The 26883-nt window shown below is 66.3% G+C and carries 33 protein-coding genes; 20 read left to right on the forward strand and 13 right to left on the reverse strand.

What is annotated here, in order from left to right; translation table 11 throughout:
- The first annotated feature begins 64 nt into the window (after positions 1-64).
- Positions 65-1186, forward strand: coding sequence for a glycosyltransferase family 4 protein (locus tag ON41_RS05715; RefSeq protein WP_051161021.1), 1122 nt, complete (start codon positions 65-67; stop codon positions 1184-1186).
- Entirely contained in the window at positions 1183-3303 is a 2121-nt protein-coding gene (locus tag ON41_RS05720) for an amylo-alpha-1,6-glucosidase (RefSeq protein ID WP_040745715.1), read from the forward strand. The genes ON41_RS05715 and ON41_RS05720 overlap by 4 nt, the downstream gene beginning before the upstream one ends.
- A 6-nt stretch (positions 3304-3309) precedes the next feature.
- Here the strand turns inward: ON41_RS05720 and ON41_RS05725 are convergent, their stop codons facing one another.
- Together ON41_RS05725 and ON41_RS05730 are read right to left on the reverse strand one after the other, a co-directional pair.
- The gene (locus ON41_RS05725) at positions 3310-3819 is read right to left on the reverse strand and encodes a YbaB/EbfC family nucleoid-associated protein (protein WP_040745716.1); all 510 of its coding nucleotides are present in this window, start codon (positions 3817-3819) and stop codon (positions 3310-3312) included.
- A gap of 3 nt (positions 3820-3822) precedes the next feature.
- Positions 3823-4143, reverse strand: coding sequence for a hypothetical protein (locus ON41_RS05730; protein WP_040745718.1), 321 nt, complete (start codon positions 4141-4143; stop codon positions 3823-3825).
- Positions 4144-4318: 175 nt separating this feature from the next.
- Here ON41_RS05730 and ON41_RS05735 point away from each other — a divergent pair, with 175 nt between their 5' ends.
- Both ON41_RS05735 and ON41_RS05740 read left to right on the forward strand, forming a co-directional pair.
- Positions 4319-7669: a WXG100-like domain-containing protein gene (locus tag ON41_RS05735; protein ID WP_040745719.1), complete on the forward strand. Its 3351-nt coding sequence runs from the start codon at positions 4319-4321 to the stop codon at positions 7667-7669.
- Between the two features lie 40 nt (positions 7670-7709).
- Positions 7710-8021, forward strand: coding sequence for a hypothetical protein (locus ON41_RS05740; protein WP_040745720.1), 312 nt, complete (start codon positions 7710-7712; stop codon positions 8019-8021).
- A 13-nt stretch (positions 8022-8034) separates the two neighbouring features.
- Here ON41_RS05740 and ON41_RS05745 read toward each other — a convergent pair whose 3' ends face one another.
- The 4 genes from ON41_RS05745 to ON41_RS05760 form a co-directional block, all read right to left on the reverse strand.
- Entirely contained in the window at positions 8035-8433 is a 399-nt protein-coding gene (locus ON41_RS05745; RefSeq protein ID WP_174411299.1) for a hypothetical protein, read from the reverse strand.
- Between the two features lie 85 nt (positions 8434-8518).
- Positions 8519-9187, reverse strand: coding sequence for an AIM24 family protein (locus tag ON41_RS05750; protein ID WP_040745721.1), 669 nt, complete (start codon positions 9185-9187; stop codon positions 8519-8521).
- 82 nt (positions 9188-9269) lie between these two features.
- Positions 9270-11303, reverse strand: a complete 2034-nt coding sequence (locus ON41_RS05755; protein ID WP_040745722.1) for a M13 family metallopeptidase — start codon at positions 11301-11303, stop codon at positions 9270-9272.
- 113 nt (positions 11304-11416) lie between these two features.
- Positions 11417-13462, reverse strand: coding sequence for a M13 family metallopeptidase (locus tag ON41_RS05760; RefSeq protein ID WP_040745723.1), 2046 nt, complete (start codon positions 13460-13462; stop codon positions 11417-11419).
- Between the two features lie 472 nt (positions 13463-13934).
- Here ON41_RS05760 and rplN point away from each other — a divergent pair, with 472 nt between their 5' ends.
- From rplN to ON41_RS05780, 4 genes are read left to right on the forward strand one after another with little or no spacing between them, the layout of a single operon-like run.
- A complete protein-coding gene (rplN, locus tag ON41_RS05765; RefSeq protein ID WP_040745724.1) occupies positions 13935-14303 on the forward strand; it encodes a 50S ribosomal protein L14 in 369 nt (122 codons plus the stop codon).
- Between the two features lies 1 nt (position 14304).
- Positions 14305-14619 carry a 50S ribosomal protein L24 gene (rplX, locus tag ON41_RS05770; protein WP_040745725.1) on the forward strand — a complete coding sequence of 105 codons (315 nt, stop codon included), beginning with the start codon at positions 14305-14307 and terminating at the stop codon, positions 14617-14619.
- Complete coding sequence (gene rplE, locus ON41_RS05775; protein ID WP_040745726.1) at positions 14619-15182, forward strand: 50S ribosomal protein L5; 564 nt, start codon at positions 14619-14621, stop codon at positions 15180-15182. Before rplX ends, rplE begins: the two co-directional genes overlap by 1 nt.
- Positions 15183-15186: 4 nt before the next feature.
- Positions 15187-15372, forward strand: coding sequence for a type Z 30S ribosomal protein S14 (locus tag ON41_RS05780; RefSeq protein ID WP_029923637.1), 186 nt, complete (start codon positions 15187-15189; stop codon positions 15370-15372).
- A 72-nt stretch (positions 15373-15444) separates the two neighbouring features.
- Here the strand turns inward: ON41_RS05780 and ON41_RS05785 are convergent, their stop codons facing one another.
- From ON41_RS05785 to ON41_RS05795, 3 genes are read right to left on the reverse strand one after another with little or no spacing between them, the layout of a single operon-like run.
- On the reverse strand, positions 15445-15873 hold the full coding sequence (locus ON41_RS05785; protein WP_051161012.1) for a type II toxin-antitoxin system VapC family toxin: 429 nt from the start codon (positions 15871-15873) through the stop codon (positions 15445-15447).
- A complete protein-coding gene (locus ON41_RS05790) occupies positions 15866-16120 on the reverse strand; it encodes a type II toxin-antitoxin system Phd/YefM family antitoxin (protein WP_040745727.1) in 255 nt (84 codons plus the stop codon). Before ON41_RS05790 ends, ON41_RS05785 begins: the two co-directional genes overlap by 8 nt.
- A gap of 45 nt (positions 16121-16165) precedes the next feature.
- Positions 16166-16498, reverse strand: a complete 333-nt coding sequence (locus ON41_RS05795; protein ID WP_157185370.1) for a hypothetical protein — start codon at positions 16496-16498, stop codon at positions 16166-16168.
- A 75-nt stretch (positions 16499-16573) separates the two neighbouring features.
- On the opposite strand from ON41_RS05795, the gene ON41_RS41385 reads away from it, so the two are divergent.
- On the forward strand, positions 16574-17086 hold the full coding sequence (locus ON41_RS41385; protein ID WP_157185371.1) for a hypothetical protein: 513 nt from the start codon (positions 16574-16576) through the stop codon (positions 17084-17086).
- Positions 17087-17439: 353 nt separating this feature from the next.
- A complete protein-coding gene (locus ON41_RS05800; RefSeq protein ID WP_040745730.1) occupies positions 17440-18018 on the forward strand; it encodes a TIGR03086 family metal-binding protein in 579 nt (192 codons plus the stop codon).
- 29 nt (positions 18019-18047) lie between these two features.
- Here the strand turns inward: ON41_RS05800 and ON41_RS05805 are convergent, their stop codons facing one another.
- Positions 18048-18476 (reverse strand): hypothetical protein, encoded by a 429-nt coding sequence (locus tag ON41_RS05805; protein ID WP_040745731.1) that lies wholly within the window; start codon positions 18474-18476, stop codon positions 18048-18050.
- Positions 18477-18837: 361 nt separating this feature from the next.
- Between ON41_RS05805 and ON41_RS05810 the strand changes: the two genes are divergently transcribed.
- The 10 genes from ON41_RS05810 to map all read left to right on the forward strand — a co-directional run bounded on the left by ON41_RS05810 (position 18838) and on the right by map (position 24973).
- Positions 18838-19176: a hypothetical protein gene (locus ON41_RS05810; RefSeq protein WP_040745732.1), complete on the forward strand. Its 339-nt coding sequence runs from the start codon at positions 18838-18840 to the stop codon at positions 19174-19176.
- 340 nt (positions 19177-19516) lie between these two features.
- A complete protein-coding gene (gene rpsH / locus ON41_RS05815) occupies positions 19517-19915 on the forward strand; it encodes a 30S ribosomal protein S8 (RefSeq protein WP_040745733.1) in 399 nt (132 codons plus the stop codon).
- A 15-nt stretch (positions 19916-19930) separates the two neighbouring features.
- Complete coding sequence (gene rplF, locus ON41_RS05820; protein WP_040745734.1) at positions 19931-20470, forward strand: 50S ribosomal protein L6; 540 nt, start codon at positions 19931-19933, stop codon at positions 20468-20470.
- Positions 20471-20473: 3 nt separating this feature from the next.
- Positions 20474-20881 (forward strand): 50S ribosomal protein L18, encoded by a 408-nt coding sequence (gene rplR, locus ON41_RS05825; RefSeq protein WP_040745736.1) that lies wholly within the window; start codon positions 20474-20476, stop codon positions 20879-20881.
- 49 nt (positions 20882-20930) lie between these two features.
- Entirely contained in the window at positions 20931-21569 is a 639-nt protein-coding gene (rpsE, locus tag ON41_RS05830) for a 30S ribosomal protein S5 (RefSeq protein ID WP_040745738.1), read from the forward strand.
- A 1-nt stretch (position 21570) separates the two neighbouring features.
- Positions 21571-21756 (forward strand): 50S ribosomal protein L30, encoded by a 186-nt coding sequence (gene rpmD, locus ON41_RS05835; RefSeq protein ID WP_040745846.1) that lies wholly within the window; start codon positions 21571-21573, stop codon positions 21754-21756.
- Positions 21753-22196, forward strand: a complete 444-nt coding sequence (rplO, locus tag ON41_RS05840; protein WP_040745740.1) for a 50S ribosomal protein L15 — start codon at positions 21753-21755, stop codon at positions 22194-22196. Before rpmD ends, rplO begins: the two co-directional genes overlap by 4 nt.
- Before the next feature lie 109 nt (positions 22197-22305).
- The gene (gene secY, locus ON41_RS05845) at positions 22306-23625 is read left to right on the forward strand and encodes a preprotein translocase subunit SecY (protein WP_040745741.1); all 1320 of its coding nucleotides are present in this window, start codon (positions 22306-22308) and stop codon (positions 23623-23625) included.
- A complete protein-coding gene (locus ON41_RS05850; RefSeq protein ID WP_040745743.1) occupies positions 23622-24167 on the forward strand; it encodes an adenylate kinase in 546 nt (181 codons plus the stop codon). The genes secY and ON41_RS05850 overlap by 4 nt, the downstream gene beginning before the upstream one ends.
- 5 nt (positions 24168-24172) lie before the next feature.
- On the forward strand, positions 24173-24973 hold the full coding sequence (map, locus tag ON41_RS05855) for a type I methionyl aminopeptidase (protein WP_040745745.1): 801 nt from the start codon (positions 24173-24175) through the stop codon (positions 24971-24973).
- 116 nt (positions 24974-25089) lie between these two features.
- On the opposite strand, the gene ON41_RS05860 is transcribed toward map, so the two are convergent.
- The 3 genes from ON41_RS05860 to ON41_RS05870 form a co-directional block, all read right to left on the reverse strand.
- A complete protein-coding gene (locus ON41_RS05860; RefSeq protein ID WP_040745746.1) occupies positions 25090-25305 on the reverse strand; it encodes a hypothetical protein in 216 nt (71 codons plus the stop codon).
- 147 nt (positions 25306-25452) lie between these two features.
- A complete protein-coding gene (gene dtd, locus ON41_RS05865) occupies positions 25453-25896 on the reverse strand; it encodes a D-aminoacyl-tRNA deacylase (RefSeq protein WP_040745747.1) in 444 nt (147 codons plus the stop codon).
- Between the two features lie 25 nt (positions 25897-25921).
- Positions 25922-26683, reverse strand: coding sequence for a MerR family transcriptional regulator (locus tag ON41_RS05870; protein ID WP_040745748.1), 762 nt, complete (start codon positions 26681-26683; stop codon positions 25922-25924).
- Positions 26684-26883 lie beyond the last annotated feature (200 nt).

The raw sequence follows: 26883 nt of genomic DNA on the forward strand, positions 1-26883 counted from the left end.
ACAGTCCTCCGCGCGAGTCGCCTCGTTCGCCGTGCCGCCCGCCCGCGAGACCTTCCGCATCGCCATGGTGGTTCCGCCGTACTTCGACGTGCCGCCCAAGGCCTACGGCGGGGTGGAGGCGGTGGTCGCCGATCTGATCGCGGCGCTGGTCGGTCGCGGCCACGAGGTCACCCTCTTCGGCGCCGGCGAGCCCGGTACGGATGCCCGATTCATCTCGCTGTGGGACGAGATCCAGGCCGAGCGGCTGGGCGATCCGTTCCCGGAGGTGCTGCACGCGATGAAGGTTCGCCGGGCGCTCGAGCGCCTGGTCGCGCGGGAGGGCGTGGACCTGGTGCACGACCACACCTTCGCCGGACCGCTCAACGCCCCGTTCTACCGGGACCTGGGATTACCGACGGTGGTCACCGTGCACGGCCCGGTGGACGGCGAACCCTATACCTACTACCGCGAACTGGGCCCGGACGTCTCGCTGGTGGCGATCAGCGACCGGCAGCGGGAACTCGCTCCCGACCTGAATTGGGCCGGGCGCGTACACAATGCGGTGCGCATCGGCGATTGGCCTTTCCGAGCGCGGAAGAACGACTACGCTCTGTTCCTGGGTAGGTTCAGCGAATGCAAGGCTCCGCACCTGGCGTTGGCGGCCGCGCACGCGGTCGGTATGCCGCTGGTGCTGGCCGGCAAGTGCAAGGAACCCCCGGAACTGGCGTATTTCGACAGGGCGGTGCGGCCGTTGCTCACCGAGCGGGACCACGTTTTCGGTATGGCCGACGCCGCCGCGAAGCGAAAGTTGTTGTCCGAAGCCACATGTCTGTTGTTCCCGGTGCAATGGGAGGAACCGTTCGGAATGGTGATGATCGAGGCGATGGTGTGCGGCACACCGGTGGTCGCGCTGCGCGGCGGCGCGGTCCCCGAGGTGATCGTCGACGGCGTGACCGGCCGCATCTGTGACGATCCGGCGGAACTGCCGATCGCGATGAAGGAAGTACGGACCTACGACCCGGAGGCATGCCGGGCGCACGTGGCCGCGAACTTCGGCGAGGACACCCTCGGCCGCGGCTACGAGCAGGTGTACCGCAAGGTGCTGCGGTCGCGCCGCGCGCCGCGCGGCGCCCGCGGGGCCACGGCGATTCGTTCCAGGTCGGCGGCGTCGGTGCCGTACGGCGCCGCGCCGGGTGATTCCGCGTGACGGGGCCGACACCGTTGAATTCCGGCGAGCCGTCGCTGCTCGGCGGCTCGGGCGGCACGGTCACGCTGGTCGAGGGCGGCACGTTCTGCCTGTCCGACCGCGTCGGCGACGTCGAGCCCGGCACCGCGCAGGGCCTGTTCTACCGCGACGCCCGGGTGGTGTCGCGGTGGGAGCTGCGGGTGGACGGGCAGCGCCCCGAACCGTTGTCGGTGCTGAGCCCGGAGGCGTTCACCGCGCGTTTCATCTCGCGGCGGCCACCCCGGGCCGGCGCCGCCGACAGCAGCCTGCTGGTGGTGCGGGAGCGGCTGGTCGCCGACGGCCTGCGCGAGACGATCTCGCTGGAGAACCTGGGCCGCGAACCCACGGCGGTGACGCTGGAGCTGTTCGCCGACGCCGATTTCGTCGACCTGTTCGCGGTCAAGGAGGGTCGCGAGGGCCACGGCCGGGCCGAGATCATGGTCACCGACAACGAGCTGCTGCTCAACGATCGCGCCGATCGGTCTCGCGGACTGGCGATCTCGTCGTCGGAACTGCCCGCGGTGCTGCCCGGCTCGATGTCGTGGCGGATCGTGGTACCGGCGGGCGGGCACTGGCAGACCGAGATCCTGGCCCAGCCGACCATGGCGAATCAGCGCGTGCAGCTGCCGCTGCGGCCCGGCGAGCGCTACGAGACCAGCGAGCCCGGCCGCAAGATCGAGGCGTGGCGCGATACCGCGACCAAGCTCACCACGGGCGACCCGCTGCTCACCGCGGTCCTGCAGCGCACCGAGGGCGATCTGGGCGCACTGCAGATCCACGACGACTCCCACGACGGCCGCACCTTCGTGGCCGCCGGGGCGCCCTGGTTCATGACGCTGTTCGGGCGCGACAGCCTGCTCACGGCGTGGATGGCGCTGCCGCTGGATGTGGGCCTGGCGATGGGCACGCTGCAGCGGCTGGCGGAACTGCAGGGCCAGCGCGCGGATCCGCTCACCGAGGAGGAGCCGGGACGGATCATGCACGAGATCCGCCGCGGCCCCTCCGGCGGGCTGGCGCTGGGCGGCGAGGTCTACTACGGAACCGTCGACGCCACACCGCTTTTCGTGATGCTGCTGGCCGAGGCGCGGCGCTGGGGCGCGGCCCGCGAGGACATCCAGGCGCTGCTGCCCGCCGCCGACGCCGCGCTGGACTGGATCACCCATTTCGGCGACCGCGACGGCGACGGTTTCGTCGAATATCAGCGCGCCACCGACCGCGGCCTGGTCAACCAGGGCTGGAAGGACAGCTTCGACGGCATCAACGACATCGCCGGCCACCTGCCGGAGGCGCCGATCGCGCTGTGTGAGGTACAGGGCTACGTGTACGCCGCGCTGCTCGCGCGCGCCGAACTGGCCGACGAATTCGGCGAGGAGACGGCCGCCACCCGGCTGCGCGACCACGCCGCCCATCTGCGGACCAAATTCGGCGAGGCGTTCTGGCTGCCCGAACGAGGCTGGTACGCGGTCGCGTTGGACGGCCACAAGCGCCGCATCGACGCGCTCACCAGCAATGTGGGCCACTGCCTGTGGTCGGGCATCGCCACCGACGACCAGGCCCAGCAGATCGTCCGGCGGCTGTCCACCTCCGAGATGGACTCCGGATTCGGTTTGCGCACACTGGCTTCCGATATGGGCGCCTTCAATCCGATGAGCTACCACAACGGTTCGGTCTGGCCGCACGATACGGCGATCGCGGTGGCCGGGCTGCTGCGCTACCGGCACATTCCCGGTGCGGTCGACCTCGCCACCCGGCTGGCTGACGGGCTGCTCGACGCCGCCGCGGCCTTCGGCGGCCGCCTGCCCGAATTGTTCTGTGGTTTCCCGCGTTCCAAGTTCTCCGCCCCCGTTCCCTACCCCACGTCGTGCTCGCCGCAGGCGTGGGCCAGCGCGGCCCCGCTCCTGCTGGTCCGCTCGTTCCTCGGCCTGGAACCCGATGTCCGCCGTCGCACCCTCACCGTCCTGCCCCACCTCCCGCCCCGCTGGGGCCGCGTGGAACTCACCGACCTCCGCCTCGGCGGCTCGGTCATAGACCTCGCGGTGGACGGCGACCACATCACCGCCTCCAACCTCCCCGACGACTGGCGCCTGATCACCCACTGACGGGCGCTACCAGCTGGAGTCGGTGATATTCCGCCGGCTCCCGTCGAAGTCGACTTCCTCGACATCGGTGAAGCGCAGGTCGGAGTCGCCGGCCTGCGCGAGCCGCTCGGGGTCGTTCGGCGGGGCCGTGGAGGGCGGCGGTGTCACCGGCATCCGCTCGGTGAGGTCGGGCAGGCCCTCGATCAGGTCGGACATCTTCGGCAGGCGGGCGCGCTCGGCCGTCAAGGGCCGCATGAGTTCGGCGGTCCTGCGCGCCAGTTCCGCGGTCGCCCGCTGGGCGGCCTCGGTGACGGCCCGGCCGAGTTCGGCGGGGTTGAGGTCGTAGGCATCGGGACCGAATCGCGTGTCGATCACCGTGCCGTCCGCGTTCACCGTGACCGTGACGCGTTTACCGGCGGCGGTTCCGGCGGCGGTCAATCGCACCCGGCGCTGCTGGATCTCGGCGATGGTCTGCACCTGCTTGTCGAACGACGACAGCAGCTGGCTCAGTTCCTCTTTGGCGTGTTCGTTGGCCATCGACTACCGGAATTGATCGGCGCTGCCGTGTTCGGTGTCGGCGTGGAAACCGGCCGATCGCTGCTGGCCCTCGCTGTGGTCGCCGGAATGATCCGCGAGACTGCCGGTGAGTTCCTTCAGATTCTCGCGGGCCGCCTCGTAGCCGTTGGTGCCGTCGCCCTTGGCGAAACCCTCGCCGTACTCGTCGTTTCCCCACGGGGTGCCGCGGCTGTCCGTCGCGGACTTCAATGTGGTCAAGGCGTGCGTGATGCGATCGCTGACGCCCTGAGCCTTTGCCGCCGCGCGGCGTTGCAGATCGGGAGTGACCTCGACTCGCTCCGTCATAGTCCAGCTCCTCCCCTCGGACACTCGTATTTCGACCATAGCCAAATCGGATGGTAGAGAGCAATCGGCTCCGCCGGTGGCGCGGGGCACATGTTCTGGGGGGTTGCCCAGGAAGGATATCTGTGTGACGGTGACGAGGCGGTGGTGCGCGCGGGCGCTCGTCCCAGGGGGGTAAATGGCGATCTGGAAGCCGCCGCTGGCCGACAGTCTCGGCTTCCTGGTCGGTATGAAATGGCCGGACGGTAACGAGGACCTCATGTGGGGTCTCTCCGACGACTGGCGAAACGCGGCCGCCTCACTGAAGGACATCAATCAGGACATCGACGACGCGATCGCGGCGATCCGCACGGCGTATCCCGAGGGCGCCGGCGGCGAGGCGATGATCAAGCAGCTGCAGGCGATGCGCACGGGGGACGGGTCGGTCGACAAGCTGGTGGAGTGGTTCAACACGGTGGCCGACACCGCGAACGACACCGCCAATCAGATCGAATACACCAAGATCATGTTCGACTGCACGCTGACGCTGATGGCCGTCGAGATGGCGATCGCGGCATGGTCGCTGTTCGCCGCTCCGGCCGAAGAGGCGCTGATCATCGCGGCCAATCGCGTCACCGTGCGAATTCTCATGCGCCGCCTGATGACCGCGCTGACCGAGCAGGGACTGAAGAACGCGGCGCTGGCGGCGCTGAAATCGCCGTTCGCCAAGCGGCTTCTGATGCATATGGCATTCGGTGGCGGGTTGAACGGCGCGATGGACGCCGGAATTCAGGGATATCAAAACCTGTTCGGGCGGAGCGATAAGTTCAACGTCGGGCAGACCCTCACCACCGGTCTGTCCGGCGCCGCGGGCGCGTTGACCGGAATGGGTGTAGGCAAGGCGGCGCTGCGCCCGATGTCGAAACTGTTCGGCAAGGAGACGGTCGGTCAGCGGTGGCTGGTCGACCGCACGGCGGGCATGATCGGCGGTGGCGCCAATGCCGCCGGCGCGTGGCTGACCAACGGCGCGATGACGAACAATTGGCATTTCGATCCCCGCATGGCCACCTCCGCCATGGCGGGTGGTCTCATGCACGGCACGGGTATTCCGAAGTCCCATCCGGGTGCGACGCCGAAATCGCTGGCCGGGCCCCACATCGATCCTCGGACCACGCATACGGACGTACCGCATTCCGACGGCAGCACGGTGCACGCGCCCTCGACGACGGGACACGAGACCGCTCCGCACGGAACGGTCGATCACACCGGCAACGGTCACGAGGGCAGTCCTCCGGCCACCCACCCCGCCGCCGCCCACTCTCCCACCGAGCACGCCCCGACCGGTACGGAGACGCCGCACGGCGGCACCAATGGCCCGGCGGGACCGGAGGTTTCGCCAGGCGAGCGCCCGGTGCACGACGGTGGTGAGTCGCCCATCCAGGCGGGGCCGTCCGAGCGTCCGGCGCACGATCAGCCTGTGCATGATCAACCCGTGCATGAGCAGCCTGCGCATGATCAACCCGTGCATGAGCAGCCTGCGCATGACCAACCGGTGCACGAGCAGCCTGCGCATGATCAGCCTGTGCACGACCAACCCGTGCACGATCAACCGGTGCGCGATCACCCGGCACGCGAACACCCGCTGCATGAGCAGCCCGTGCGCGATCAGCCGGTGCATGACCAGCCTGTTCGCGATCAACCCGTACGTGAGCAGCCGACGCACGATCAACCCGTGCACGAGCGGCCGTCCGGTCCTGCCGAGACCCGGCCGACCATCGATGCCGAACATCGCAGTCCGGATCTGGAAATGGCTGTGGCGCGCGGCGATTCGCCTGCCGTGGCGGGAGATCATATCGGGACGACCGGTCATGACGCCGAGGCCCCGCCAGCTCATCCGTCGGACCGTCCCGGCGAAACCGCTCCCGGCACAGGGGTTTCGGGAGTCGAGCCGAGGTCTGCCACGAATACGACCGCACCACGCGCCGATTCGCCGACGACAGCCCGCCCCGCCGACACGGTGGGCTCCGGGCGGCAGTCCGCGAGCCCGGTGCGCAACGGTGAGACCTCGAGTCCCACTCGCCCGGGTGATAACACCAGCCCTGCGCGGCCGGGCGATGGCACTGCGGCGCGGCCCGGTGATGGCACGAGTTCGGCGCGGCCCAGTGACACCGCGGGTTCAGGGCGGTCTGGTGACACCGCAGGGGCAGGGCGGCCCGGTGAAACTCCTGGGTCTGCGCGTAGTGGCGAGCGTCCGCGGGCTGGGCTTCCGGCGGCGGGGGAGCACGGCAGGCCCGAATCTCCGATTCACGCCCGCAGCGACGGCACCGAGGTGACTCCGCGTGCGCACGAGGCCGAGCCCGTGCGCGCGGGCGAGGAGCGTCCCGGCGAGCACCCTCCGGCGAAGGATCACGACACCGACCCGGCCACGGAACACGAAGTGCCGCCGAAGGATCCGCACGAGACGGGCCCCGTCGAACCCCGCCCGAGTATCGAGGAGGCCCACGCCCGCCACGGCGAGGAGACCCCCGCCGGCGTCTCACACCACCGCGGCGACGCCACCATGGGCGACCTGCCGCACCGCGTCCCGCACGACGAGCGATACTTCTCCGCCGACGTCCACGTCACCAAGGACGGCCACGCGAATATCGGCGGCCACAAATACACCCCGGAGGAATACGGCAACCTCCTGCGCGACCACGGCTGGGACGGCAAGAAACCGATCCGCCTCATCGGCTGCGACGCCGCCGCCAACGGCTTCGCCCACCGCCTCGCCACCCACCTCGGCACCGACGTCCTGGCCCCCACCAAATCCGCCTGGTCCGACGGCAAGGGCCGCGTCTACAGCAGCACCCCCGAAATCGGCCCCGACGGCAACCGCCGCCCCCGCATCCCCCCGGACGGCGAATGGGAAACCCACCGTCCCGACGGCACGAGGGTCAAGGCAAGCGAGGACGGTTTCGTCCCGGGCACGAAGGACTCGGACAAGCACATCGCAGACCCGGATTCCGCGAAGAGTCGTGGCCAGGAGGAAAGGGATGCGCTTGTACCGGAAACGGATTACGAGAAGAAAGTGGTCAAGGGCGACGTAACCTATTATCTCGACGAAAACGACGCCACCAAGAAAGTTGTCGGAGAACTTGATCCTCCGTCGAACTATACGAAGCGTGGAGTCAACGGTAGACCGCATCCGGAAGGATTCATTCACGGTGTCGATCACCGCGGCCACATCTTGCCCGAGGCCGGGTTCAAGGATCACCATGACGTCAATGTCGACGAAAACATATTCGCACAGCAAGGAAATGCGAATCTTTCGCCCAAGAAGGTCTGGGAGAATGCGGGAATCGCCTATGGGAAAACTCATCCCGGCACGATAATGCTGGGCGAGGTTTTGAGCAAAGACGCCAACAACAGGCCGATTCAGACGAAATATATGGTGTACGATAGCGATGGTAACGAGATACCGGCATTTACCGTTATCATCGACAACCCTGACGTCAAGGGACAGAAAGCGAGTACGATACCTGCCAATCCGATTTATCCCACACCATAGAATCCGTCCGGCAAACCTATGATATTGGAGCAGCGTGCCAATGGCTTCGGTCCCCCTCGACGAGCAGAAGGTCCTCGACACCACAATCGGACGTACCGTGCTGCAGGAGTTGTACGAGGACGAGAACAGTGCCGAGCTGACCGTCGAACTCGTCCAGGGGCGAGTTCGGGTGCGGGTCACCTCCGACACGCGGACGATGATCATGCCGTCCGACGAGCTGCTGCAGGCGGTCGGTCAGCTGGCTGCCGCACACGAGCGTGAGGGTACGGGCTTCAGCGGAGCGGTGTATCGGTATCAGAAACAACCGAGCGGTCGCTGGAGCATGGAGGGTGACTTCTCCTACGCGGGCTGAACCGCGGCTCGGCTCACGGCCCCGTAATCACCGATACCGCACGGTCTTTCGTGTGCTCGTCGACCTCGGGGAGCTGGAAGTCGCGGGCGCGGATGTGGTCTACCAGGCCCGGTTCCGGGGGGAGGCCGTGTTTGCGGAGGTAGTGGGGGACCGAGCCGGACCAGATCCAGGTGCCGTCGGTGCGGTAGTTCATGGGGACGTCGCGGTCGTCGGGGGCGAATTCGTCGATGTCGAGGCTGCGGGCGGCGAGGACCACGGGGGCCGCCTCGAGGTAGGTGAGCAGGGCCTCGTGTAGCTGCGGGTCGACCGGCGGGCGGTCGATGATCGGGAGGCCGCGGCGGTCGCGGGCGTCGTAGACCCGGGCCAGCCGCAGGTCGCCGCCGGAGTGCTCCGTCGATTCGGATTCGCTCATCTCGAAACCCCTCGGTCTCCCCGTCGCATGGTCTTTCCGATCGTAGCCGCCGGTCACCCGGTGAGCGGCGGCGCTGCGATCGGGCTCAGTGGGCGTGCGGGGGAACCGTGGGGCCCTCGCTGGCCTGGACGAGGACGAAACCCTGGCCCTGGAAGGCCAGCTGCATCGCCTCGCCGCTGCCGCGGCCGATGAGGGCGGAGGCCTTGAACGTGCGGTTGACGCCGACCTGCAGGCCGGTGCTCCAGGCGACGGCGGACTGACCGTCGGCGAAGGTGGGTGCGCGGCCGGCGTCCAGCATGACGGGGGCGCCGTGGGTGGTGACCGCGACCCAGCCGGTGCCTTGCAGCGTGGTGTTGAACAGGCCGCCGGCGGCGATGCCCGCGCCCTGCACCCGCTGGATGTTGGAGGACAGGCTCGAGTCGTAGGCGAGGACGTTGGCGCCGTTGACCGTGATGCCCTCGTTCTCCAGGAAGAACAGCTGCACATCGTCGGCGTCGTTGGCCAGGAACAGCAGGCCCTGGCCCTTGACCCGCATCAGCTGCACGCCCTCGCCGGTGACGGCCTTCTTGATGAATTTGCCGATGCCCCCGGCGCCTTCGTAATCGAAGTCCATCTGGCCCTGGAACGCCACCATGGAACCCTGCTTGGCCAGCACGTCGCCGTTGAGCTGGACCCGGAGCATCTTGGAGTTCTGCAGGGCGAAATGCCCGGGCACCTGGCCCTGTTCCATATTCCCGAAGAACGAACTGCGCATGATCGAGCGGCCTCCCGTGTCGTGTATCCCCGCTGCGCACGCAGTATATCCGTGGGATACGGACATACCGGGCCGTTCTCGGCTACAACGTGACGCGCTGATCCGGGGGCAGGAACAGCTTGTCGCTCTCCTTCACCTCGAAGGTGTCGTAGAACTCCCGTAGGTTGCGAACCACCTGATTGCAGCGGAATTCGTTGGGGGAGTGGGGATCGGTGAGCAGTTCGGCGGTGAGTTCCTTGGTCTGCTTGCCGCGCCAGCTGCGCGCCCAGGACAGGAACATGGCACGGAAATCCGGATCCCGCCGGGCCCGCTTCTCGGCGATCCGGTACGCGGCCAGCGCGATCTGCAGACCGCGCAGGTCCGCGAGGTTCTCGCCCAGGGTGAGTGCGCCGTTCACATGCTGGCCGGGGTCCAGGCCCTCGGGCACCAGCGCGTCGAACTGGTCCACCAGCTGCTTGGATTTCGCGTCGAAGGCGGCGCGATCCTCCTTCGTCCACCAGTCGCGCAGGTTGCCGTCGGCGTCGTATTTCGAGCCCTGATCGTCGAATCCGTGCCCGATCTCGTGGCCGATGGTGGAGCCGACCGCGCCGAAATTCACCGCGAGCTGGGCGTCCTTGTCGAAGAACGGCGGCTGCAGATAGGCGGCGGGGAAGGTGATCTCGTTGTTGGGCGGGGAGTAGAACGCGTTGACCGTCTGCGGCGTGCTGTTCCACTCCGTTTTGTCGACGGGCTTGCCGAGGTAGTCGAACATCCGCTTCGCCTCGAAAACGCCGATGGCGCGCAGTGATTCGATCAGTTTGCCGCGGGTGATCTTCAGCCCGGAGTAGTCGGTCCACTTGTCCGGATAGCCGAGCTTGACCGTCATCTTGTCCAGCTTGGTCAGCGCCGCGTCCCGGGTGGCGGGGGCCATCCAGGCGGAATTGTGGAAGTCGTCGCGGTAGGCCGTCATCAGATCGGCCACCATCTTCTTCACCTCGTCCTTGGACTCCGGCGGGAAGTATTTGGCCACATACAGTTTGCCGAGCTGCTCGCCGAGCTGTTCGTCGACCGTGCCGACCCCGTACTTCCAGCGCTCCGGCCGTTCCTTCTGCCCGGCCATGACGGTGCCGAAGAAATGGAAGTTCGGATCGTTGATCGCCTTGGGCAGGTATTTGGCGAATGCCCGGACCAGGCTGAGCTTCAGGTATTCCCGCCAGATCGCGATATCCACGTCGGCCCAGATCTGCGCGGCCGCGGTGACGAAGGACGGCTGTCCCACCACCACCTCGCCGAACAATTCCTTCGGCCGGGCGGTATTGCCGGACAGCCACGGATCCCAGTCGAAACCCTTACCGAGATCGGTCAATTGGGCCCAGGTCATCCGGTTGTAGGTGGCATTGGCGTCGCGGGTGCGCACCCGGTCCCAATGATTGGACGCGATACGCGTCTCGAGGTCGAACATGCGCTGCGCCATGCCGGCCGGATCCGGGAATCCGGCGCCGGCGGCGAGCTGTTCCAGCAATGTGCGGTAGGCCGCGCGGATGTCGGCGTACTCCGGTTTGCGGTAGTACTCCTCGCCGAGCCCGATACCCGACTGGCCGACGGAGGCCACGTAGCTGTCGGTCTTCTTGCGGTCGACGCCGACGCCCAGCCCGATCAGCCCGCCGAGCGGCAGGTCGCCCATCACGTGCGCGAGATCGGGTTTCGTGGCGGCGCGGTCGATCTGGTCGAACATGCCCTGTAGCGGGGTGAGGCCGAGCTGCTCGATCGTGTCCCAGTCGACGCGCGCGTCGTAGAGGTCGCGAATGTGCTGGGCCTCGGTATCCGGTTCGGGGTCCTTGATGCCGTCGATGATCTCGCGCAGCTGATTCTGGGTGCGCTCGAAGGCCTCGGTGGCCGCGCTGAAACCGGATTTGTCGGGCGGCAGCTGATAGTCGCGCAGCCATTTGCCGTTGACGTAGCGGTACAGATCGTCCTGCGGCCGCACCGCCTCGTCGGCGCCGCCCAGGTCGGGGCCGGTCAGCTGCTTGGGCGGCTCGTCGTTCGAACAACTCGCCAGCGCGGCGGCCGCGGGTACGACGCCCAGGGCGATCAGAAATGCGCGACGCTGCAGGCGCACCGGACCGGACGATGTCACCGAAACCCCACTCCCCGGCGAGGCCAACCCCGCACCCGTACTCATGGACCGAACTGCTCCGGATGAGGCTACAGGGGTAGGGGCCGGTCGTCCCGGTCTCCGGTGGTAGGCCGCTAGAGCGACACCCGCTGGTCCGGCGGCAGGAACAGCTTGTCGCCCTCCCGCACGCCGTAGGTGGCGTAGAACTCGGGCAGGTTGCGGACCACCTGGTTGCACCGGAATTCCGACGGCGAGTGCGGATCGCTCGCGATCTGGGTCTCGGTGGCCTGCGCGGTCTGCTTGTTACGCCAGGTGCGGCCCCACGACTCGAAGACCGGGTGGTAGTCGGGATCGCCTGTGCCGTCTCGTTTTTCGGCGATGCGGTAGGCCGCCAGGGAGATCATCAGGCCGCGCAGATCGGCCAGGTTCTCGCCGACGGTCAGCTCGCCGTCGACATGCCGATCCGGCGCCAGGCCCTCGGGCACCAGCGCGTTGTACTGCGCGATCAGCTGTTTGGTCCGGGCCTCGAACGCGGCCTTGTCCGCCGGCGTCCACCAGTCCTTCAGGTTGCCGTCGCCGTCGTACTTGGAGCCCTGGTCGTCGAATCCGTGCCCGATCTCGTGGCCGATCACCGCGCCGCCCGCGCCGAAGTTCACCGCCGGCTGCGCGTCCTTGTCGAAGAACGGCGGCTGCAGAAACGCTGCGGGAAAGACGATCTCGTTGCCGCTGGCGTTGTAGTAGGCGTTGACCGTCTGCGGCGGCATCATCCATTCGGACTTGTCGACCGGCTTGCCGAGCTTGTCGAACATCCGCTTCGCCTCGAAAACGGTGACGGCGCGCAAAGATTCGACCAGCTTGCCGCGCGTGATCGTCAGGCTGGAGTAGTCGGTCCACTTGTCCGGGTAGCCGATCTTGGTGTTGATCTTGTCCAGCTTGGCGAGGGCGGACTCCCGGGTGGGCGGCGACATCCAGTTGTTGTCGTGGAAGTTCTCGCGGTAGGCGGCCATCAGGTCGGACACCATCTGGTCGGCCCGGTCCTTCGCCTCGGGCGGGAAGTGCTTGTCCACGTACGTCTTTCCGAGCTGCTCGCCGACGTTCGCGTTGACGAGGGCGACGGCCGACTTCCACCGCTCGGGCCGGTTCTGCAGGCCCTGCATCACCTTGCCGTTGAAGTCGAAGTTGGCGTCGTCGATATCCCTCTTCAGATACGGTGCGTACTCGCGGACCAGGCTCAGCTTCAGATAATCGCGCCAGGAGCCGAGATCGACCTCGTCCCAGAGCTTTCCGGCCTCGGTCACGAACGACGGCTCGGCGACGACCAGATTCGCGAACAGTTCCTTCGGCCTGTCGGTGGTGCCGGCCAGCCACGCGTCCCAGGCGAAACCCGGTGCGAGAGCGACCAATTCCGGCCAGGTGCGGGGGTTGTAGGTGGCCGACGCGTCCCGGGAGCGCACGTTGTCCCAGAATCCGGCGGCGATGCGGGTCTCCAGATCGACCACGCGCTGCGCGTACGCCGCGGGCTCCGGGAAACCCGCGCCGGCGGCGATGCGTTCCATGAAGGTGCGGTAGGCGGCGAACTTCTGCGCGTATTCGGGCTTGCGGTAGTACTGCTCGCCGAGTCCGAGGCCCGCCTGGGAGACCGTGGCCACCGTGGCGTTCGAATCCTTCGGGTCGGCGCTCACACTCAGCCCGATCAGGCCGACGCCGGGCAGCCCGCCCATCACCTTCGCCAGGGCGGTCTTGTCGGCGGCGCCGTCGATCTGCGCGAACAGATCCTGCAGCGGGGTCATGCCCAGTTTGTCGATCTCGTCGGTATTCATCCGGGCGTCGTAGAGGTCGCGGACCTGCTGTTCCGCCGAGCCCTGCGCCGGGTCCCGAATACCCTCGATGATCTCGCGCAGCTGGCCCTCGACCCGGTCGTTCACCTCGTCGAAGCTGCCGAAGGAGACCTTGTCCGGCGGCATCTGATAGTCCCGCAGCCACGTGCCGTTGATCGACCGGAAGAGATCGTCCTGGGGGCGGATCGCCGGATCCGATCCCGACAGATCCGGTCCGGTCAGCGGCTTGGCCGCCGCCGAATGGGAATTGCAGGCGGCGAGCGCCGCGGCCGCGGGAACGAGCCCGAGGGCGGCCAGGAAGGTACGGCGGGCGAGGGCGGTCGGACGCTCGGGCGCGGTCACTCGGTCTCCTCTGTCACGTGCAGGTGCTCGGACGGCATAGCTCGCGCCGACGCTAGTGCAGGCGACTGAGGATCACCTGAATCCACGCCATGTTGTATGCCCACCCCCGGCTTCTCCGGCATGCCCACCCCCGCTTCCCCGGCATGCCCACCCCCGCTTCCCCGGCATGCCCACCCCCGCTTCCCCGGCATGCCCACCCTCACTTTCCCGGCATGCCCACCCTCACTTTCCCGGCATGCCCACCCTCACTTTCCCGGCATGCTCTTGGCCGGGATTTGGGCACGACCTGGGGCTTCGTTACACTGGTCGGGTTGCCCGCGGGACAAGTGTGCCCGCACTCCGGCCGTGAACCCACAGTGGTCGATCGTCAGATCAGGAAAACCGCTGGCAGGCGCGCGTGCGGAGGGCAACTGGCCATGCTCGTCGGGTCGGTATCCGGCGCGCATATCGTCCAGGTCTAGGAGGAGCTGAAGTGATTCAGCAGGAGTCGCGACTGCGCGTCGCCGACAACACGGGTGCGAAGGAAATCCTGTGCATCCGCGTGCTCGGCGGGTCGTCGCGTCGCTATGCCGGTATCGGCGACGTGATCGTCGCCACCGTGAAGGATGCCATCCCCGGCGGCAACGTCAAGAAGGGCGATGTCGTCAAGGCTGTCGTCGTGCGCACCACCAAGGAGCGCCGTCGTCCGGATGGTTCGTACATCCGTTTCGACGAGAACGCCGCTGTGCTGATCAAGGCGGACAACGATCCGCGCGGCACCCGCATCTTCGGCCCCGTGGGCCGCGAGCTGCGCGACAAGCGGTTCATGAAGATCGTTTCGCTGGCCCCGGAGGTGCTCTGACATGAAGGTGCACAAGGGCGACACCGTGCTCGTCGTCTCGGGTAAGGACAAGGGCGCCAAGGGCAAGGTCATCCAGGCCTACCCGCAGACGGACAAGGTCCTGGTCGAAGGCGTGAACCGGATCAAGAAGCATGTCGCGAACTCCGCGAACCAGCGCGGCGCCAGCTCGGGCGGCATCGTGACCCAGGAGGCGCCCATCCACGTCTCGAACGTGATGGTTGTCGACTCCGACGGCAAGCCGACCCGCGTTGGTTACCGCACCGACGAGAACGGCAAGCGGGTGCGTATCTCCCGTCGCAACGGGAAGGACATCTGATGACCACCACCGAGAAGATCCAGCCTCGGCTGAAGCTGCGCTACCGCGCGGAAATCAAGGACGCGCTGAACAGCGAGTTCAACTACGCCAACGTGATGCAGATCCCGGGCGTGGTGAAGGTCGTCGTGAACATGGGTGTCGGTGACGCCGCCCGCGACGCCAAGCTGATCAACGGCGCGGTCGCCGACCTGGCCCTGATCACCGGCCAGAAGCCGGAGATCCGCAAGGCCCGCAAGTCGATCGCGCAGTTCAAGCTGCGTGAGGGCATGCCGATCGGCGCGCGCGTCACGCTGCGCGGCGACCGGATGTGGGAGTTCCTGGACCGCCTGGTCTCCATCGCACTGCCCCGTATCCGCGACTTCCGCGGCCTGTCGCCGAAGCAGTTCGACGGCAACGGCAACTACACGTTCGGCCTGAGCGAGCAGTCGATGTTCCACGAGATCGATGTGGACAAGATCGACCGCCCGCGCGGTATGGACATCACGGTCGTCACCACGGCCGTCAACGACGAGGAGGGTCGCGCCCTGCTCAAGCACCTCGGCTTCCCGTTCAAGGAGAACTGAGCACATGGCTAAGAAAGCTCTGATCAACAAGGCCAACGCGAAGCCGAAGTTCGCAGTTCGCGCCTACACCCGCTGCCAGCGCTGCGGCCGCCCCCACGCGGTCTACCGCAAGTTCGGCCTCTGCCGCGTCTGCCTGCGCGAGATGGCCCACCGCGGTGAACTCCCGGGCGTCCACAAGTCCAGCTGGTAAGTAGTTGAACGCCGATGCGGTGGTCCGTCGACGACGGACCACCGCATTCGCATATCTCGGGTCGGGCGGACGCTAGACCGCGACCAGGGTCAACAGCCGGTCGAGCCCTTTGAAGTCGTCCGCGTTGCGGGTGAACAGCGGCAGGTCGTTCGCCGAAGCGATGGCGGCGATCATCAAATCCATCTTGCGAGGCTTGGGGCTGCGCCCGGACGCCACCACCAGTTTCGCCATGGACGTGAATCTTCTTGCCGCCGTTGCGGAGAACGGCAGGGCATCGAAGCTGTGCTCTATTTCCAGCAGGCGCTCGGTGCGTAACGCGAGGGTCTGGGGGTTGTCGGCGAGGGCGATGCCCAAGCCCAGCTCGGCCAGCGTGATCGTGCTGATCCTGGCCTGGACGGGCAGTTGGGCGTCGGCGATGGTGGTGATGTCGATGAGGACACAAGTGTCCAGCAGCCCCACCGGATGCCGTTCGTTGGACTCCGAGTAGCTGGGCTCAGTCATCCAGGCGGTCCTCGCCGAACGCGACGTCGATCTCAGCGCGTTCGTCGGCGCTATTGGTATCCCCCGCGAACCGCGCAAGCCGATTCTTGATCTCCGCGACCGTCACGTCCCGCCTCGGGCCGACGGGCCGCAGTTCCCCGACCGGACGCCCGTTGCGAGTAATGACGAAGTCCTCGCCGGCCTCCAGCGCATCCATCACCCCGGCACTGCCGTTGCGTAGCTCTGCCTGCGTGATCGTCTTCGTCATACGCTCATGATAGCGACCGATGCTATCTGATGCTATGCGCTAGCGTCACTGCTTCACAGGCAGGGGAGCATCGGCGTCATCGACGCCTTCCCCTCCATCGATCTCGACAAAGCCATCACCAACCTGGCCGCCATCATCGCGATGAAGGTGGTACTCGACGACCCCGATTCGGACGACATCAACAACCACCAAACCGGCGGGTTGTTCAAGACCAACTCCGAGACTTCGAATGTCAGAAGAATTGCTCAGGAATACGGGACGACCCCGAAAGCTGTCAAAGATGCCATCCACAAGATCAAAGCGCAGGGAGCGTGGCGTGGAAATGGCGGCAACCGAAATCCTGACGTGGTAGTAGATTTGGAAACCGGGGAGGTCCATGTCCAGCTCCCGGACGGCAGCGCTTCGGAGGACAGCCTTGGTAACATACTTGACGAACTCGAGGATTGAGAGGCCATGTCTAGAGAAATCGTAGAATACGATGATCGATGGGTTGTCAAACCTTTGAGAGGGCAAGTCGCTGAACATTTCATGTGGCAGGTCGACGCTGTTGAGATGTATTTCAGCTCCGGATTTCGTCTTGTCGTCGGATGTGGTGCCGAACTGTCGCTGCGGAATATATCATCGGATGCACCAGAGCGTCACCCCGTAACATACTGGCCTCAGTCCGAGGTCGAAGAAATTCTATCGAGCGAAGTGCTGTCCCCTGTGTTCTTCAAGACCGGTAGTATGCGGGTGGCATTTCGGAATGGCTGGATTTTACTGGTTGCGGATGGGGCTCCGGATGTAGATGTCTCGATGTATTCGGACCGTGGGTTGTTGTGGACGCGATCCGGACTGATCGAACAGCCTGAATATCCAGTAATTATGATCGACCCTTGGACGGGAAACCAAATATCCGGACCACCGTGGCCACCCAAGCCGGATGACCTCGACATCAATTATGATTCGGATGATATAAACCAATAGATGCCGCTGTGGTTCTGTGCTGGTCCGCATCATTCCCACCGCGCTTCGACGCTGAGCCGAAAGTTCTCGGCGAGTTGCGTGAAAGGTTCCGGGTCTCTCCCGCAGTGGCTGGACTTCACATCGGCGATTTCGGTCGCGCGCCTGCGGATGCGGAGGCTTGCCGGGTGCTGCTGTGTGCTGCGGCTGCTCGGCCTCGTGGCCTAGAGCCGTCGAGCCGGATGTGCGGCGCTACTTCGGTGCTGGTGTCGTAGTTCGTTGGCTTTCAATCGTCAGATTTCGGGCCTTCGGTGTCGAGTTGTGGGGTGGTCGGTCGTCCTCGGTGTGACAACGATCCTCGATCGAAGGAGACGGTGATGGACGACACTCTCGAAGCCTATGGGCGGGCGCTGGACGAGCTGGAGTTGGTGTTGGCGAAAGTTGATGCGGGTCAGTGGGATTCGGCTTCGGCGTGTGCGGAGTGGACGGTGCGTGATGTTGCCGGGCATGTGACGTGGGGGCAATGTCAGATGCGTGCTTGGGCTAGCGGCGAGGATTTCACGGATCGGACCGGGGCGCCTGGGGCGTCGCATCCTGCGGCGCTGACCGGCGGCGACCCCGTGCGGGCCTTTCGGGACGCCCGCGCCGCCTGCGACTCGACATTGACCGACTCCGGCCTGGCTCGGATCGTGGCTCTGCCGGGCCTGGGCGAGATCCCCGTCGCGGCGATCCTGCCGTTACTGCTCACCGATTCGATCACCCACGCCTGGGATATCGCGCATCCGCTCGGGATCGAGATCCAGTTGCCACCAGATCTCGTCACCCGCGCCTTCGACTGGTCCCGCGCCAATGTGGTTCGCGCTCCCGGATTCTTCGGCCCTGAACTCAGCCCGCCCACCGAGTCGGACCAGCAGCACCGCCTGATGGCCTACCTCGGTCGTGACGTGGGCAACTGACCTCCGGGCGCCGTGGCAAACTCGCCGTCTTACGCGCAGTGGATCAGGAACTCCAGCGTCGCGGGTTCGTCGAGTTTCACATCCGTGGTTTGAGTGGCGGCCGTGTCGGCTTGGCAGCCGGACGGGACGGATGTGACTGTCGCGCGGTAGCACCCGGCGGGGACGTTCTGGCCGGCGTTGCCGTCGCGGCCGGTGGTCGCGGTTCCCAGTTCCGAATCGTCTGTGCACGAGGTGAACCGCACACCCACGCCGGGCACCGGGAATCGTTCGGTGCCGGTCCAGGTGTGTGCCGTCAGGTTCGCCGGAGCGCCGGACGACGAGGTCGCTGCGGCGGAGGCCGCCGATGCCTTCGTAGCACCGGTCGCGGATGCGGCCCCGCTGTCGGATGAGTCGCTGCTGGAACAGCCGGCCAGGGCTATCGCCGCGAGTACACAGAATGCCGGGATTGCGGTGCGCACGAGGTCTCCTCTCCGCGAGGCCGCACGGCCTTCGCGCTCGTGTCATACCTTAAGCCGGGAGGCCGATGAGAGGCCTACTAGCCATGGCCGAAAAGTACTTCCGTCATCTGGACGGTCTACCATCATTTCGGGTCTCAGTTATGCGGCGGGGTGCGATATCTTACGGTAGCGACGATTTCTCTCTCCGTGCATCCCTGTCATGGAGGACGAAGGATAGGGGGATCGTGTCTGTTCGCTATCAACCCTGTTCGTGTCGAGCCTTTGCACGTGAGATGTTCGACCTGTTAGCTCGAGTTCCGGGGTACCGAATAGTCCTTGTTCACAATCTTCAATGTTTGATCGCCGAGACGGGTGAGCGTCGATGACCAACGCTGCTGGTGAATGGCTGTCGAGGGAGGCTGTCGAGCATCTGGAGATGGGTCCAGTGGGTGTTTATGAACTTCTCTGGCTCGTCCGAGGTGCGGAGTTCGGTCTGGATGATGAAACGGCGAAGGCGATGGTGCGGCGGACGGTCGATTGGTTGCTTTCGGAAAAGGGATCGACGCTGGTTCTACTGAAGTGGCCGACGGGCGAGATCATCGACGATGCGCCGGAGGGTATTGATACAAGCGCTGCGAGCATGTTCGAGCCGGATGCGAGCGGTGTCTACCTCGCCTTGGTAGACAGCCGCGCTGCCTGCGAGGGTCTTGACCGACCGTGACTGACACAGTGGAGGGTGGGACGCTGTCCTGTCCATCGAGGTGACCGGCCGGGTATCGTCTTACCGGCTCCGGTCGGCCGGAGCCTGCTGCGGCTGGTGCGCCACCGCCGTGACCCCCGTCACCCCGATTTGGCCCTGGTGAGGCCCCCCTCTACACTGGCTGAGTTGCCTGGGCACCTCTGTGTCCATCTTCGTGTGCACGCGGTCCGGGCGATATGTACTCGACCGGGCGGTAGTACGCCGTCCGGACCAGCCGAATTGCTGTAGGCCCACGATCCGGGCGTCGTGAGACGTGCGGGTGTTGTATGGGAACCGCGGCGAGAAAGGTGACGGTCGACTTATGACCATGACCGATCCGATCGCAGACTTCCTGACCCGTCTGCGCAACGCCAACTCGGCGTACCACGATCAGGTGAAGGCTCCGCATTCGAAGCTCAAGGCGAATATCGCCGAGATCTTGAAGCGTGAGGGCTACATCGCCGACTTCCGCACCGAAGACGCGACCGTCGGCAAGACGCTGATCGTCGATCTGAAGTACGGCCAGAGCCGGGAGCGCAGCCTGCAGGGTGTGCGCCGCGTCTCGAAGCCGGGTCTGCGGGTGTACGCGAAATCCACCAACCTGCCCAAGGTGCTGGGCGGCCTCGGCGTGGCGATCATCTCCACGTCGCAGGGGCTGCTCACCGACCGTCAGGCCAAGCAGCACGGCGTGGGCGGCGAAGTCCTCGCCTACGTCTGGTAAGGGAGGTAGGAACCAATGTCGCGTATCGGTAAGAGGCCGGTTCTCGTTCCTGCGGGTGTCGAGGTGAACATCGACGGCCAGAGCGTGTCGGTCAAGGGGCCCAAGGGCACCCTGTCGCACGTGATCGCCGAGCCGATCACCATCAACCGCGCCGAGAACGGCGAACTGGAAATCATCCGCCCGGACGACGAGCGCCGCAGCCGTTCCCTGCACGGTCTGACCCGCACCCTGATCAACAACATGATCGTGGGTGTGACGCAGGGCTACGAGAAGAAGATGGAAATCTTCGGCGTCGGTTACCGCGTGCAGGCCAAGGGCTCGAACCTGGAGTTCGCCCTGGGCTACAGCCACCCGGTGCCGATCGAGGCGCCCGAGGGCATCACCTTCAAGGTGGAGGCCCCCACCAAGTTCTCGGTGTCCGGCATCGACAAGCAGAAGGTCGGCCAGATCGCCGCCGTCATCCACGGTCTGCGCAAGCCCGATCCGTACAAGGGCAAGGGCATCCGCTACGAGGGCGAGGTCGTGCGGCGCAAGGAAGGGAAGACGGGTAAGTAAGCCATGGCACAAACCGAAGCTCAGAAGGCCGCGCGTAAGCCGCTCGGCAAGGATGTGTCGACCCGTCGCCGGGTCTCCAAGGCGCGCCGTCACTTCCGCCTGCGTAAGAAGGTCGTCGGCACCGCCGAGCGGCCTCGTCTGGTCGTGTTCCGCTCGTCGCGGCACCTGCACGCCCAGCTGGTCGACGATTCTGTCGGCAAGACCGTCGCGTCCGCCTCGTCGGTCGAGGCCGACGTGCGTTCGCTCGACGGTGACAAGACCGCCAAGGGCAAGAAGGTCGGCGAGCTGATCGCCGCCCGCGCCAAGGCTGCCGGTGTCGACGCCGCGGTGTTCGACCGCGGTGGCCACGACTACCACGGCCGGATCGCCGCCCTGGCGGACGCCGCTCGGGAAGGCGGGTTGAAGTTCTGATGGCTTTCCCCAGGATCGAGAACAGCAAGCGCAACGGAAGGAACGTCTGATGCCGGGACGTCAACGGCGTGACGGCGGAAACGGACCCGCCGGACAGAACAGCAACAACGAGGGCGGCCGCCAGGAGCGTGGCGGCGGTCGCAACCGTCGCGACGACCGTCGCGACACCGCCGAGAAGAACCAGCTCGAGCGCGTCGTCGCGATCAACCGCGTCTCCAAGGTCGTCAAGGGTGGTCGGCGCTTCAGCTTCACCGCCCTGGTGATCGTGGGCGACGGCAACGGCCTGGTCGGTGTCGGTTACGGCAAGGCCAAGGAAGTTCCGGCGGCCATCCAGAAGGGTGTCGAGGAGGCGCGCAAGAACTTCTTCCGCGTCCCGATGATCGGCTCCACCGTCACCCACCCGGTCCAGGGTGAGGCGGCGGCCGGTGTCGTCATGCTGCGCCCGGCCTCGCCGGGTACCGGTGTGATCGCCGGTGGCGCCGCGCGCGCCGTGCTGGAGTGCGCCGGCATCCACGACATCCTGGCCAAGTCGCTCGGTAGCGACAACGCCATCAACGTCGTGCACGCGACCGTAGCGGCCCTGAAGATGCTGCAGCGTCCCGAAGAGGTGGCGGCCCGCCGTGGTCTGCCGCTCGAGGACGTCGCACCGGCGGGCATGCTGCGTGCGCGCGCGGGAGTGGGAGCCTGATATGAGCCAGCTGAAGGTGACCCAGATCAAGTCCACGATCGGCGCCAAGAAGAATCAGCGCGAATCCCTTCGCACCCTCGGACTCAAGGGCATCCGCAAGTCCGTGCTGCGCGAGGACACCGCCCAGAACCGCGGGCTGATCAACGTCGTGCGCCACCTCGTTACCGTTGAGGAGGTAAACGCATGACCATCAAGCTCCATCACCTGCGTCCGGCCCCCGGCGCCAAGACCGAGAAGCTCCGTGTGGGCCGCGGTGAGGCGTCGAAGGGCAAGACCGCGGGCCGCGGTACCAAGGGTACGAAGGCTCGCAAGAACGTGCCCGCCCGCTTCGAGGGTGGCCAGATGCCGCTGCACATGCGGCTGCCGAAGCTGAAGGGCTTCACCAACCCGTTCCGGACCGAGTACCAGGTCGTGAACGTCGGTGACATCGCCCTGAAGTTCCCGGAGGGCGGCGCGATCAGCAAGGACCAGCTGGTCGCCGCGGGCCTCGTCCGCAAGAACGAACTGGTGAAGGTGCTCGGCGAGGGCGAAATCGGTGTGGCCGTTCAGGTTTCCGCCGACAAGTTCTCGGGCTCCGCCAAGGAGAAGATCACCGCCGCCGGTGGAACCGCCACTGAGCTGGACTGACAGTTACTCTCTGTAGTAGGGGACGCCGGACGGGTGAGAGCCCGTCCGGCGCCGCTGTTAGAGTCAAGTTGTTGTCTGCCTCGCCCCATGTCGTTAGCCAGGAGGATCTGTGCTTTCCGCCTTCGTGTCGGCTTTCCGGACCCCGGACCTACGGCGGAAGATTCTCTTCACGCTGGGCCTGATCGCGCTGTACCGCATCGGTGCGTCGCTGCCGTCGCCCGGTGTCGACTACAAGGCGATCCGCCAATGTATCGACCAGGTGTCCGGTGGTGATTCCGGTGGCATCTACCAGCTGATCAACCTGTTCTCCGGTGGTGCGCTGCTGCAGCTGTCGGTGTTCGCGATCGGCATCATGCCGTACATCACCGCGAGCATCATCATCCAGTTGCTCACCGTCGTCATCCCGCGCTTCGAGGAGTTGCGCAAGGAAGGCCAAGCCGGCCAGACCAAGATGACGCAGTACACCCGGTACCTGTCGATCGCGCTGGCGATCCTGCAGGCCACCGGTCTGGTCGCACTCGCCGCGCGCGGTCAGCTGCTGCGCGGCTGTTCCCAGGACATCCTCGCCGACTCGAGCATCTTCGGCATGATCATCATCGTGCTGGTGATGACCGCCGGCGCGGCGCTGGTGATGTGGTTCGGCGAGCAGATCACCGAGCGCGGTGTCGGTAACGGCATGTCGCTGTTGATCTTCGCCGGTATCGCCGCCCGCATCCCCGGTGAGGGCAAGGCCATCCTCGACAGCAAGGGCGGGCTGATCTTCGGCCTGGTCTGCCTCGGGGCATTCCTGGTGATCGTGGCCGTCATCTTCGTCGAGCAGGGCCAGCGCCGGATCCCGGTCCAGTACGCCAAACGCGTGGTGGGCCGCAAGATGTACGGCGGCTCCTCGACCTATCTTCCGCTGAAGGTCAATCAGGCCGGTGTGATCCCGGTGATCTTCGCGTCCTCGCTGCTGTACCTGCCGAACCTGGTATCGCAGCTCACCCAGTCCAACTCGGCGAACCCCAGCTGGTGGCAGAAGATCATTCAGCAGTACCTGGTGAATCCCACGCACCCGGCGTACATCGCGATCTACTTCGCGCTGATCGTGTTCTTCACCTACTTCTACGTCGCGATCACCTTCAACCCGGAGGAACGCGCGGACGAGATGAAGAAGTTCGGCGGCTTCATTCCGGGGTACCGCCCCGGTAAGCCGACCGCCGACTACCTCAACTACGTCCTGAGCCGGATCACCCTCCCCGGCTCGCTCTATCTGGGTGCCGTGGCCGTCCTGCCGAACCTGTTCCTGAACTTGGGTAACTCCAGTGGTTTGCAGAACCTGCCGTTCGGTGGCACCGCCGTCCTGATCGTCGTGAGTGTCGGCCTCGATACCGTGAAACAGATCGAGAGCCAGCTGATGAACAGAAATTACGAAGGGTTCCTCAAGTGAGACTCGTATTGCTCGGACCGCCGGGTGCCGGCAAGGGCACGCAGGCCGAACTACTGTCGGACAAGCTGGGTGTGCCGCACATCTCGACGGGGAATCTGTTCCGCGCGAACATCTCGCAGGAGACTCCGCTGGGCCGGGAGGCGCAGAAGTACCTGGACGCGGGCAATCTGGTGCCCAGCGACGTGACCAACCGCATGGTGGAGTCGCGCATCGCCGAGCCGGACGCCGCGAACGGGTTCGTTCTCGACGGCTACCCGCGCACCGTGGACCAGGCCGAGGCGCTGGAGAAGATGATCAAGGAGTCCGGTCACGTGCTGGACGCGGTCATCAGCTTCGAGGTGTCTGAGGACGTCGTGGTCGAGCGCATGCTGGGCCGCGGGCGCGCCGACGACACCGAGGACGTCATCCGCAACCGGATGCGGGTCTACCGCGAGGAGACCGAGCCGCTGCTGGAACACTACGACGGGCTGGTCGTCGCCGTCGACGGCATCGGCGAGGTCGAAGAGGTCAATGCCCGGGTGCTCCGGGCGCTGGGTCGCTGACGCGAATGGTCTTCGGCCGCAAGCACAAGAAGGTGGTGCCGTTCCGCACCGCCGGGGAACTGGACGCGATGGCGGCCGCCGGCGCGGTCGTGGGGCGGGCGCTGGTCGCCGTGCGCGCGGCCGCCAAGCCCGGCGTCTCGACGCAGGAACTGGACGAGGTCGCCGAGCAGACGATCCGCGACGCGTCGGCGGTGCCGTCGTTCAAGGGGTACCACGGTTTTCCGGCGTCGATCTGCGCGTCGGTGAACGACCGTGTGGTGCACGGGATTCCGTCGAAGGACGAGGTTCTGGCCGAGGGTGATCTGGTCTCGATCGACTGCGGCGCGATCCTCGACGGCTGGCACGGCGATTCGGCGTGGACGTTCGGCGTCGGGGATCTCATCGAGGCCGACCGGCTGCTGAGCGAGGCGACCAAGCTGTCGATGGAGGCGGGGATCGCGGCCATGCTGCCCGAGAACCGGCTCACCGACGTCTCGCACGCCATCGAACTCGGCACCCGCGCCGCGGAGAAGGAGCACGGCCGCTCCTACGGCATCGTCGACGGCTACGGCGGGCACGCCATCGGCCGCCAGATGCACATGGATCCCTTCCTGGCCAACGAGGGCGAGCCCGGCCGGGGCCCGCGTCTCGTCGTGGGGTCGGTACTGGCCATCGAGCCCATGCTCACCCTGGGGACCACCCAGACGCGCGTACTGGACGACGACTGGACCGTGGTGACCGAGGACGGGACCCGTGCGGCGCACTGGGAGCACACCGTCGCCGTCACCGAAGACGGGCCGCGGATTCTGACCGTGCGGCCCGAATAGGCACCCCTTGTTTCCGGCACGCTTTTGGCCGGAATCTCTTGCGGCCGGCGATGTTTCCGGCCAAAAGCATGCCGGAAACTCTGAAAGTTCGGTGAGCGTGTTGGAAGCGTTGGCGTTCAGTCGATCTCGGCGGGGCGGCGGTGTTTGGTCATGGTGGTGAGGGGGACGACGCCGGTCCAGCCGCAGGGGCGGTCGCAGGAGGCGTAGACGGCACCGGCGTCCCTCGGGGTCGTGAAAGCTGTTGCGGGATAACCGCATTCGGGGCACTTGCCGAAGTAGTCGAGGATCTCCCGCAGGTTTGCGGACGCGGTGGGTGGGCGATGTTTGCGCATAACTGGCTGTTCTCCTGGCCCGATCGGGCCGCTGCATAGGCTCGAATTCCTCACCGACGTTATCCGCGGCGGCACCGCCGGACGCCGAATTCTCGTCCCGCTGTGTGATTCACAAATGTTTGCTGCGCCCCGTTGTGACCGCGCGGCTCAGCCCTCCAGGAGCAGGGTCACCGGCCCGTCGTTGACCAGTGAGACGTGCATGTGGGCGCCGAACCGGCCGGTTGCCACGGTGGCGCCGAGGTCGCGCAGGGTGTCGGTGAACGCGTCGACGAGCGGTTCGGCGACCGGACCGGGCGCGGCGGCGGACCACGACGGGCGCCGGCCCTTCACGGTATCGGCGTAGAGCGTGAACTGGCTGACCACCAGGATGGGGGCGCCCAGATCCGCGGCCGACCGCTCACCCTCCAGGATGCGCAAGCGGAACAGCTTGTCCGCCAACGCTTTCGCGGTGGCGGCCGTATCGTCGTGGGTGACCCCGACGAGCGCCACCAGGCCGTGCGGAGCGCCGCCGGCGGCGGGATCGATCCGCCCCACCACCTCGTCGCCGACGCGGACCTGTGCCGAACTCGCCCGCTGCACCAGTACTCGCATGCAGCGATGATCGCAGGCGGGCCGCTCAGCCCGTCCGGCCGGTCGAGGTGTCCTCGAGGTCGCGGGTGGCGTGTTCCAGGTACCGGGCGAGGAAACGCTCGATGAGCTCGGAGGACACCCGCCCGGGCAGCGTCCGGACCGCCGCCACGTGATCGGTGAACTCGGCGATGTCGTGCGCGCTGCGGCCGGATTGCTGGAACGCCTTCACCGCGCTGTTCTCGAAGAGGTCGGCGAAGCGCCGGGCGATGTGGTCGCAGTCGGCGCGCAGCCGCTCGAGTTCGTCCAGCACCTGGCCCAGCGGGGTGCCCGCGTCGGCCAGCCGGTCGGCCAGCCGGACCAGTTGCGGATCGGTCTCGCGGTAGGTGGTGGCGTCGAACGGCTCGTACAGCCCGACCGCCACCACGCGCGCCAGGCCGTTGGGAACGTCGCGGTAGCGTTCCACGAGTTCTATTGCGGGGATTGTCTTTTCGGTCGTGGGTGTCGGCGGCTGGGGCGCCGCCGGAGCGGCGGCGTTCGGCTCGACGCTGACGCCCAGTACGTCGCCGAGATCCTCGCCGCGATCCCACGCGTCGAGTAGTTCGCGGATGCCGCTGAGCTTGATGCCGCGGTCCATCAGGCGGCTGATGATGCGAACGCGGTCCAAATGCTGGGCGCCGTAGAAACCGGTGCGTCCCTGCAGCCGCGGCGGCGGCAGCAGTCCGCGCTCCTGGTAGGCCCGCAGACTGCGCACGGTCATACCGGATTCGCGCGCCAGCTCGTCGATAGTGAACTCCGAACCCGATGTCATAACTCAAGGAAACCACATCGGATCACCGTCCGGTCCCGGGTGAGTGCCCCCGGCGAAGCCCGGCGGAAACCCGATCGTGAGGCTGGTCGCCCTGTTCAGGGGTCCGTAGGGGTTTCCGGTACGTTACAAGTTTTGTTCCAGTGTTGTATGTGCCATCAAATAGAGGTATGTTCCATTGACTGAAGGTATGATCGGCATCA

The organism is Nocardia transvalensis NBRC 15921 (genome assembly GCF_000308875.1).
Taxonomy (GTDB): Bacteria; Actinomycetota; Actinomycetes; order Mycobacteriales; family Mycobacteriaceae; genus Nocardia; species Nocardia transvalensis.